6 protein-coding genes are annotated in these 9,628 nt (G+C 56.0%); 3 read left to right on the forward strand and 3 right to left on the reverse strand.

Going from position 1 to position 9,628, the window contains the following annotated elements:
- Positions 1-5 precede the first annotated feature (5 nt).
- Positions 6-932: a C-GCAxxG-C-C family (seleno)protein gene (locus BLT77_RS09745; protein WP_090365087.1), complete on the reverse strand. Its 927-nt coding sequence runs from the start codon at positions 930-932 to the stop codon at positions 6-8.
- A 373-nt stretch (positions 933-1,305) separates the two neighbouring features.
- On the opposite strand from BLT77_RS09745, the gene BLT77_RS09750 reads away from it, so the two are divergent.
- From BLT77_RS09750 to BLT77_RS09760, 3 genes are all read left to right on the forward strand, one after another.
- Positions 1,306-2,466: an HlyD family secretion protein gene (locus BLT77_RS09750; protein WP_090365075.1), complete on the forward strand. Its 1,161-nt coding sequence runs from the start codon at positions 1,306-1,308 to the stop codon at positions 2,464-2,466.
- Positions 2,456-3,454 carry a DUF2955 domain-containing protein gene (locus BLT77_RS09755; protein ID WP_218126921.1) on the forward strand — a complete coding sequence of 333 codons (999 nt, stop codon included), beginning with the start codon at positions 2,456-2,458 and terminating at the stop codon, positions 3,452-3,454. The genes BLT77_RS09750 and BLT77_RS09755 overlap by 11 nt, the downstream gene beginning before the upstream one ends.
- A gap of 141 nt (positions 3,455-3,595) precedes the next feature.
- On the forward strand, positions 3,596-4,798 hold the full coding sequence (locus tag BLT77_RS09760; RefSeq protein ID WP_090365076.1) for a DEAD/DEAH box helicase: 1,203 nt from the start codon (positions 3,596-3,598) through the stop codon (positions 4,796-4,798).
- Between the two features lie 86 nt (positions 4,799-4,884).
- Here the strand turns inward: BLT77_RS09760 and BLT77_RS09765 are convergent, their stop codons facing one another.
- Both BLT77_RS09765 and BLT77_RS09770 read right to left on the reverse strand, forming a co-directional pair.
- Positions 4,885-6,894, reverse strand: coding sequence for a CocE/NonD family hydrolase (locus BLT77_RS09765; protein WP_090365077.1), 2,010 nt, complete (start codon positions 6,892-6,894; stop codon positions 4,885-4,887).
- 34 nt (positions 6,895-6,928) lie between these two features.
- Complete coding sequence (locus tag BLT77_RS09770) at positions 6,929-8,215, reverse strand: ATP-grasp domain-containing protein (RefSeq protein ID WP_218126922.1); 1,287 nt, start codon at positions 8,213-8,215, stop codon at positions 6,929-6,931.
- Between the last annotated feature and the right edge of the window lie 1,413 nt (positions 8,216-9,628).

The raw sequence follows: 9,628 nt of genomic DNA on the forward strand, positions 1-9,628 counted from the left end.
TCCTCCTACTTGTGGCAACTCTGACAACTTCCATTATCAGCGTGATCCGGGATAGCAGCCAGCTGTTCATGGGATGAGTGGCAGGTTTGACACTCCATCTTGGCATTAACGTCCGATCCAATGTACTGCTCGGGTTCACGTGCTGTGGGCTGATGACAAGAGCCGCACTCGGTGTTGGTACTTGCCTTACGCTCCGCAGTCAACGTGCCCGCGAGTGATTGATTCAGAAAATCGACGGTGATAAATGCGACTTCGGCGGTGACCTGGGCGCAGCGCTCCAGCTTGGCTGCATGCCCGGCACCAAATTTGCTGACGCTGGACCAGTTTGATACTGAGGTGTGACAGAGAATGGATTTAGCTACTGATTGGCCAATTAACTCAGCGTTAAGGGGCCTGCCATCATCGGTTTGACGGGTAGGCGCACCAATGGCAGTCAGGAATTCCTGATCGCCCCGGGGCATTGGGGTTTTTTCGTAGTAGCGATTGATGGCATCGACCACTGCGCTCTGCTCGATCCCCCCCAGGATGTTGACAGCCATGGCCGCAGCATTCACACACCCGCAGATGGAACCCCAGCCTTTAACGCCGCCACCACCATAAATGGTGATATTGGTGGGAATTGCCGCAAAATTGCAGGCATCTTCGTGCCCCTGGATGGAAAGCTCCTTTATGATTGCGTCAAAGACACCATACATGCAACCACCTCGACCATAGCCCGCATAAGCCCGCCTAGCGACACTCATTGGATCGAGGTTGACGTACTGGAGTAGGTTGTTGCCAAGTTCCTGACCACCTGCGCTGCCAATTCCAATGGCTCCATCGGTTGGGCAGGTATCCGAAGCAAGCAAAGCTGGTGATACCGCAGCGGCTCCGGCTGCCATGCCGGCGAAACCTACGATCTTTTCCATTGCCTGGCGTCTATCCACGTTCATAATCAGTTCTCCACAAAATAAGAATACGCAGTTCAACATTTCAGAATACACAAACCTAAATTACATAATCCTTGTAAATCAATAACTTAGCGATTTGCCATTCAGATGGTAGAACAAAAATATAAAAGTGGCGTGACAACGATCACATTGTTCAAAATTAAACCGGCCTCACGAATGCCTATTTTCATCCACCAGTGCCTCATTGCCCATTAGTGCCGGAAAATTGGGTGGTTAATGGAGGATGCCGCCGTTTGAAACCGGCCCGATTGTTTGATCAACCTTGGCGTAAAATGGCAAATTTTCATCGGGTTTGATCGTTAGAATCGCCTGTTTTCGCCCGTGACGTGGCGATCAAGTATCTGACGAGGTGGGTATGAGCAATAACGGGTCGCAGTCGAGCACAGGGCACACCGAGACGACGACAAAAGTCGGCCAGCAAGGCGGAGCCCAACCCGCCGAGTCCCCAACAGGCAAGCCGGCAACGCCCTCGGCCATGACCCTGGCGCTGCTGTGTCTGTGCCTGGGCCTGTTTGTGTTTTACCTGGTTGCCGACAGAGTCATTCCCAGCACCGACATGGCGCGGGTAAGAGGCAACGTGATTCCCATCACTCCCCTGGTCTCCGGGGCTGTGGTGGACGTGAGCGTGCGCCCCAACGACCGGGTGCAACAGGGCAAGGCGCTGGTTCACATCGATCCGACAGACTATCTAATCGCGGTAAAGCAGGCCGAGCAGGGACTGGAGCAGGCCGGCAAGCAGGTGGGAATTCACACGGCATCGGTGCAAGCGGCGCAGGTGGCACTGTCCGATGCCTTGGTCAATCAGGACAATGTCGAGCGTCAGGCCCGCCGCATCTTTGCCATGGCAGATCAGGGCATCGTCACCCAGGCCGATGCCGACAAGACCCGTGCCGCCGTTGCTCATGCCAATGCCGGGGTCGAGACTGCGCGCTCTGCATTGGAACAGGCTAAGAAACAGCTGGGTAAACGCGGCCAGCAGAATAGCGAGATTCAATCGGCGCTGCTGCAACTGCAAAAGGCACAACTGGATCTGAGTCGCACCGTCATTCGGGCTCCGGCCATGGGAGGTGTGTCCAACTTCCGTCTGGACGAAGGGGTGTACGCCAGCAAAGGCCGCCCTTTGATGACGTTCGTCTCCGGCGAGGCCGTCTGGATAGAGGCGTACTTTCGGGAAAACAGCCTCGGCAACATTGAGGCCGACGACCCGGTGGAGATTGCACTGGATAATGCTCCGGGCCGGGTGTTTCGCGGCCGGGTTGCCAGCATCGATTACGGCGTTAACTGGCAGTCTGCCCAAACCTCCGGCCAACTGGCCACCGTTGACAATCAAAGCGGTTGGCTGAGGCAAAGTCAGCGCTTTCCGGTGATGATGCGCTTCGATGAACCCTTGCCCGCCGGCCTGCTAAGGGTAGGGGGCCAGGCCGACGTCGTCGTTTACACAGACGGTGCGTCACTGATGGCGACCTGGGGCCGGCTCTGGATTCGACTGCTTAGCTGGCTTTCCTATGCGCGTTAACACGGTCTCATGCCATCGGCCCGACCCGGTGCTGAGGTTTACGCTGGGGATCACTCTGGCCATAGCCATCAGCTACGGTTTGAACTGGACTCTGTCTTACGTCATGCCGGTCTTTTTGGCCAAGTTTTTTGCCGACCGGCCCACGCCTGGCGCTGGCACCGTTAAAGAGCTGTTGTGTGCCATGACCGCAACGGTGGTGATTGCACTGGTGGTGAGCAAAGGCGTTACCCAGTACCCGGTGATCCTGTTGTTGCTGATCGCCCTGGTAATGCTGTGGGCGTATTACCTGTTCCAGAGCCCGTCCTGGAACTTTTTTGCCGTGATCCTGATGATTGCCATTTTGCTGATCCCCTACGTGGGCCTGGTTGATCCTGCACTGCCGGTGCTTCTGGGGGAAGGGTTGATGGTCTCGGGTGTTGGTGCGGTGGCCATCTACTGGCTGATGTATCGCCTGTTCCCCGAGCCGGAACAGGGTGAAACGTCGCCCCGGGTCACAATGAACAGTGGCCCCCGGTTGACCATTGCCGTCAATGCGCTGTTCATCAGCTTTCCGGTAATCGCCTATTTCTACTATTTCCAGATCAGTGGTGCGCTGCTGACCATGGCGTTCATCGGCATTTTGTCACTGCAACTGACCCGGGCAGGGAGCAAAAAACTGAGCCAGTTTCTGCTGCTCACCAATGTCATTGGCGGCCTGTTGGCCGTATTGGCTTACGAACTGCTGGTAACCGTGCCATGGTTTCCGTTCATGCTGGCTCTGCTGGCCCTGTTTGCGGCCGTGGTGTCCCGACGGCTCTACTCGGAGCCGGACAAAGCACCGCTGTATGCCGCCATTTTTTCCGCCATGCTGGTGGTGCTGGGTTCGGTACTTGCCAGTGGCGATAAGCAGATGGGGATCAGCTTCTACGCCAGAATCGGCCAGATTGCCCTGGCTGGCCTGTACCTGGTACTGGCGGCCGGCGTGGTCGATCGCAGTGCCCAGGGGTGAGCCGCTTCTGCCCCGAATGGGGAACCTGTGGGCCACCCTCGTTTGTTGCCACCGTGGCCTCTGTTATACTCCCGGGCCATTAAAGACGCCTTCATCGTGATGAGGGCGACCGATCCGTTCCTTTGATAACCGAGACCACCGATGTCATTCTCCCGCCTAGGATTATCCGCCCCCCTTGTCGACGCCGTTACCGATGCCGGCTATAGCGAGCCTACTTCGATTCAGCACAAGGCGATTCCCGTGGTGCTGCGGGGCGATAACCTGATCGCCGCCGCGCAAACCGGCACCGGCAAAACCGCCAGTTTTGTGCTGCCGATTCTGCAGCAACTGAGTCAGGGCAGCCGGGGGCGCAAGAAGCGGGTACGGGCATTGATCATCGCGCCGACCCGGGAGTTGGTGGTGCAGGTGGCCGAGAGTGTCGAGCGTTATGCCCGCCACCTGCCACTGACCTGCATGGCCATGTACGGCGGCGTCGACATTCAGCCCCAGCGACAAGCGCTGCTGGATGGCATTGATGTGCTGGTGGCAACCCCGGGCCGGCTTTTGGATATGTACAGCCGCCGCGCCGTGCATTTCGACGAAGTGGAAGTGCTGGTGCTCGATGAGGCCGATAAGATGCTCGACATGGGCTTTATCGACGACATCAACGACATTGTGACCAAGCTGCCCCCCCAGCGGCAGTCGCTGCTGTTTTCCGCCACCCTGTCCAACAAGGTGCGGGCACTGGCCAAGAGCGCCGTTGTCGACGCCGTGGAGATCAGCATTACCGCCAGCCAGGCCAGCAAAGCCAGCATCAGCCAATGGCTGACCACGGTGGATAAAGACAAGAAGTCGGCACTATTAAGCCATCTGATACAAACCACTCCCTGGAACCAGGCGCTGATCTTTATCGAAACCAAACACGGCGCCGCCAAACTGGTGAGCCAGTTGGCCAAGCGCGGCATCGATGCGGAGTGCATCCACAGTGGCCGCACCCAGGCGGTGCGTGAACAGATACTGGCGGAGTTTAAAGCTGGCAAGATTCGCTACCTGGTGGCCACCGGCGTTGCCGCCCGTGGTATCGACATCGACAACCTGGAGCGGGTGGTCAACTACGATCTGCCGTTTCCGGCCGACGAGTATGTGCACCGCATCGGCCGAACCGGCCGGGCCGGCGCCAGCGGCGAAGCGGTGTCTCTGGTGTCCAAGGATGACTTTAAAAACCTGTGCATGATCGAAAGCCGGCTCAACCACCTGATTGAGCGCAGGGAAGTGGAAGGGTTTGCCCCCAGAAAAGTGGTGCCGGTATCGATCCTCAATTACGTTCCCAAGGCCAAGCGCGACGGCCATAAACCAACCCGGTAGGCTCCCGCGCTGGCGGGCGGCGCTATGGCGGTGACCACAGGGTGGCTTCGAAGGGAGCCACCCTGTGTGGTGATCCCGGGTTGCCGTCAGACCAAATTGCGTTTAATTCGCAGGTTCCAGTTGTGCGAGTACACCCGCACGCCACCCTCATAAGCGTCCAGCTCGGCGTGAAGGTAAAAATAGCCCTGATCGCAGCTCAGCAGGGTACGGGTAACGGTTTCTACCGACCAGTCGCCACGGCGGAACCCCCAGCGCCATAGGGTTTTGCCTCTCGGTGACTGGAAGTCGTCGCACTGGTATGAGTACCATTCGTTTGCCTGCCGATTAACAATTAAATCAATCTCTTCAAGCCGGTAAGTGCCATTGTCATTGATGACTTCCAGGGTGGATCGATCCTTGTCCAGCTCTCGAATCACCCGCCAGTTATGGTGGCCTTCGATCAGCTGTTGCTTGGGGCCGCTGGCGGATGCCTCAACCGGTGCAAAGTGCAGGGTCTCTTTACGGGGGGTACGGGTGGGCAACAGCAACCGGCTGTGGCCGGTAAAGATGGTCAACTTGGTGGATTCACAGGGCGGCCAGGCCAAAGGGAAATAGGACGACGATATCGCGATACGAATTCGGTGTCCGGCAGGAAAAATCTGGGCGACATCATTAAGCTTTACCTGCACGCGGTAATGCTGCCCCGGCTGCAGTGGCTGGGGTTGGGCATGGCTGTCTCTGTGGGTCAGGTTGAGCAGGCCATAGGTGACCCGTGCACTCTTGTTGTCTGGATGAACGTCCGACAGGCGCACCGCCACCATGGCGCCCGGTTTGTCGGCCGCCACCTCCAACTCGACCACCGGCGCCCCGAGAATCTCCAGCGGTGCCTCGAGCGGTTCGGTGGTAAACACCAGTGCGCCGCCTTCCTCTTCCCGTTGGTCATGGGGTAGATCCGGAGTGGCACTGTAGGAGCACCATTTGCCGGCAAACAAGCCGTTGCTGAGCGGCGACTGCAGGCACAGCGCCTGCGGTTGCACCGTCGTGCCTTCCTCGACCAGGTGGTGGTTGTCCAGTTTGAGGGACTGGTTAACGATATTGGGTGAAGGCCAGCTGGGCTCGCTGACCCAGTGACCATAGCGCTGATGGTAAAATGTGGAAGGCGGCATACTGTCCAGCATCCAGGCTCTTAACATCGGCTCGTTCATGATCCCGGTCTCGATCCCCTTAAGCCATTTGTCCCACCAGCGCAGGCACTCCTGCAGGAAGCCGATGGCCGGGCCGGGTACCCCGATATGCGGATACTTGTGGCTCCATGGGCCGATCAGGCCCAGCCTGGGTCCGCTGAGATTACTGAGCAGGCGAAAGACCGCATTACTGTAGCCGTCGGCCCAGCCACTGACCGCCATCACCGGCGTCTGTACCAGGGAGAAGTCCTCACAGATGGAGCCGTGCTGCCAGTACTCATCACGGTGCTGGTGCTGAAGCCAGGTATCCAGCCATAAGCCGCTGCCTTTTAGGCGCTCGAACCACATCTCGCGCCAGTTGTCGCCGACAATGTCGGGGTCGGGCGGCAGCGAGTTATAGGCAAACATGGTCGACGCCCAGGACAGGTTGTCTCCCAACAGGCAGCCCCCCATGTAGTGCACATCGTCGGCATAGCGGTCATCGGTAGAGCAGGCGCTGATCACCGCTTTCAGCTGGGGAGGTTGCATGGCCGCGATCTGTAGCCCGTTGAAACCGCCCCAGGAGATGCCGATGACGCCGACATTGCCATCACACCATGGCTGGCTTGCGAGCCACTCGATAATGGTGACGCCATCATCCAGTTCCTGCTGCAGGTATTCGTCGGTAAGTACTCCTTCCGAATCGCCGCTGCCGCGAATATCAACCCGAACACTGGCGTAACCGTGGCCGGCAAAATAGGGGTGCATGGATTCGTCGCGTAACCGCACACCATCGCGTTTTCGGTAGGGAATATACTCGAAGATAGCCGGCACCGGCATGCTGTCGGCCCCTTCGGGCATCCAGATGCGGGCAGCCAGGCGGGTTCCGTCTGCCATCGGGATCCAGCAGTGCTCGATATGACGAATGTTGTGCGGGAACTGTGTAACGACCATAGTGCTTCCCCATGTTATCGCTATCGAGCCGAACTCAGGATAGGGGTTGCAGCTCTATCGACAGTGCCTGCTGAACGGCGTGGTACTTTTGCAGTAGTTCCTGCTCACTGTTACCGGCCACAAACACCTCTGCGATCTCGTAGCTGTAGCTGTCCTGATAGCGAAGTTCTGACAACCTCATGCCTTCTCGAATATGCAGCTCAATTTCAGTGCTGCCAAAGCGGCGACTGAGCGCCTGAAGCTCATCGGCCGAGGGAACCTTGTTAACTTTAGCATCGGAACCCACCCGCCACATGAACTTGGCCGCGTAACGGTACTCCCCCTGGCGGTGGGGAAAGTCGGGTTTTTGCCCGAGAGCCAGATCGATCATCACCTGGTGATGGGACAGGCCGTCGACATGCATAAACAGCGGACAGTGAGACTTGGATATGCGGGCATTGATCTCCAGCAATTGAATGCTGTCGCGGTCGGCATCCCAATAAAACTCAATGTTAAAGGGCCCGTTATCGAAGCCAATATGAGTCAGAAAACGGTCGGTTACCGCCGTCATCCGATCCAGGGTTGCGGACGGGATTGATGAGGGATACTGATAGCGGGAAAAGCTTGAGCCATGCTCGCCTTCGCGGAGGGAATCTACCGCACCGTAAACCGAAACGGTTCCCCCATAGACATAGCCTTCGAGGGTGCACTGACGCCCCTGTGAGATTATCGACTCGGCAATGCAGTGGCAGCCATCGGCATCGGCAATCTCATCGGGCAGTTGTGCAAACTGCAGCAGGTAGTTAAAGGGATCGGCAAAACGATGGATTTTGTTGCGGATCTCCGTGATGGCAGCGTCGAACTCGTGGTCGTTTCGTATCATAAAACCAAGGTGGGAGGAGGCCGATTTCACCGGCTTCAACCAGAATGGATAATCGAGACTGACTTGTTGACGAGGGTTATCGACGAAAGGATCGACGTCGCAGAAGGCCGGAATGTACTCCGGAATCACCTTGCGCTGTTCCAGCCGGCTCCAAAGCTTATGCTCGCATTTCAGGGTTGCCTCGAAACTGGGCGAGGTCAGTCCGAAGGGGTGGCGCAGCAGCGGCAGCATAAGGCTGACGGGGAAATCCCAGTAGCCGACAATGGCATCGACTGTGCCAGGAAAGGCTTCGAGTTGTTCCAGGGCGCCTTTATAAAGTTGTTTTACCGGTACCTCTTGTCGCGCCTTAACGTCACGGTAATGGTAGAGCGTATGAAAAACACAATCACGACTCGGCTTTAACGAGCGCATTAGGGAGAGATTGAATTCATCTGCGCCAAAAACAAATACATTCTTCACAGCCAATCCTCATTTTTCAGCGATCATGCCTGATCAGAACTGAAGCGAATACCCTTCAATATCTGAAACATAGGTCTAAATTGCTCCGCGATTAAGAATAGTCTGAAATCACCACCCGTGACGCCTTCAAGAGCCGGGCTCTTTGAATCGCTCTGGTTTTATAAGGTTTTTTCCGTTGTAAAAACTCCTGGAACAAGACTGTGGAGCCGCACGTGAGCACGACACGCCAGACCGTGCGAGTTGCCCCGGCGCAAGGGAGTCATTGAGCTGGCGGGGCAGGGCGGCTAAACCCAGCTTGTTGGCAATAACAGCCGAGATTTTTTACAAGGGCAAGTTCCGTAAGGCGGCGGCTTCGCCCGGTCGATTGTTTGTCCGGTAAGGTGATAGAGGCGAGAGGATAATGCCTACGCAGAAGCGAGAATCTCGAGATCGTCTTGTGAACCAATAATTTCACCCTTTAAAATTTTTGCGTAAGGGTGTAGCGTTAACGGCCATAAAAATCAGTCACATACACAAATTAGTGGTCAATGGGAGAGCAACAGCACTCTCATAATGGCGCAGCTCGGCCAAAATCCAATTGAGTGAATAACATTACCTCATAGTTTCAATAACTTATCGGTTTGTGTTTACTAACGATCGGGCTGCTCTATACATACTGTAAATCTATACAGTTAGCGAGTGGCGCCGCTTTTTGTTGTACCAGTTCCGCCTTTCCTGCTTTGCCAGCTGGGGGCCAAGTCTGGATAAGTCACAAAATTTCAAAGACTTGTCCTGAAACGCACTAACCGGGTGGGGAATGATAGGCGGCACTTTTACCATGTATGAAAGGCGGCGATTCGCCGCATAATAAGCTGTTAGTGTGAAACGGATATGGAACATCTGAACGACCCACAGGAAATCATATTTGCCTTATTTTATGTAGGCATGAGTATCGTCGTGTCATTGGTATTCTGGCGAGTCGAACATGCAGGGTGGATGCACCGGGTAGCAGTATCATTGCATTCAATCTTTCTTCTATGTGTACTAGCCGCTTCTTTATTGGTCGGTCGTCTTGGATTTACGAGCAGTGCGCACATTGGCCCACTGTATGTCTGCCTGACGGTCGCGATTGCCTCGCTGCTCTACTCATTATTTCGATTTCGAGGATCTAAGATGTTCCTTTTACTGCACCTATGGACACTCTTCGCCCTAGCGTGGACTTGGTTTGTTGGCGGCATGGCCGTAACAGGAGACTGGCTTTGAACCATCACACTAACAAGAGTAATCAGGATGCTCGTTTCACTCGCCGGACCGGCCTACGGCCGGCCCGCTGTTACAAGCGTTATATGCCTATTGGAATCGCAATGAAGCAATACTCAGTTGTTAGAATAAAGAGGCTCAAGAAGCAATTTGAGCACAGTGACTTGAGCGTTG

Source organism: Ferrimonas sediminum (assembly GCF_900100175.1).
GTDB classification, from domain to species: domain Bacteria; phylum Pseudomonadota; class Gammaproteobacteria; order Enterobacterales; family Shewanellaceae; genus Ferrimonas; species Ferrimonas sediminum.

Coding starts and splice junctions, on each gene's coding strand:
- BLT77_RS09745 (WP_090365087.1), bottom strand. CDS start 932: ATGAACGTGGATAGACGCCAGGCAATGGAAAAGATCGTAGGTTTCGCC.
- BLT77_RS09750 (WP_090365075.1), top strand. CDS start 1,306: ATGAGCAATAACGGGTCGCAGTCGAGCACAGGGCACACCGAGACGACG.
- BLT77_RS09755 (WP_218126921.1), top strand. CDS start 2,456: ATGCGCGTTAACACGGTCTCATGCCATCGGCCCGACCCGGTGCTGAGG.
- BLT77_RS09760 (WP_090365076.1), top strand. CDS start 3,596: ATGTCATTCTCCCGCCTAGGATTATCCGCCCCCCTTGTCGACGCCGTT.
- BLT77_RS09765 (WP_090365077.1), bottom strand. CDS start 6,894: ATGGTCGTTACACAGTTCCCGCACAACATTCGTCATATCGAGCACTGC.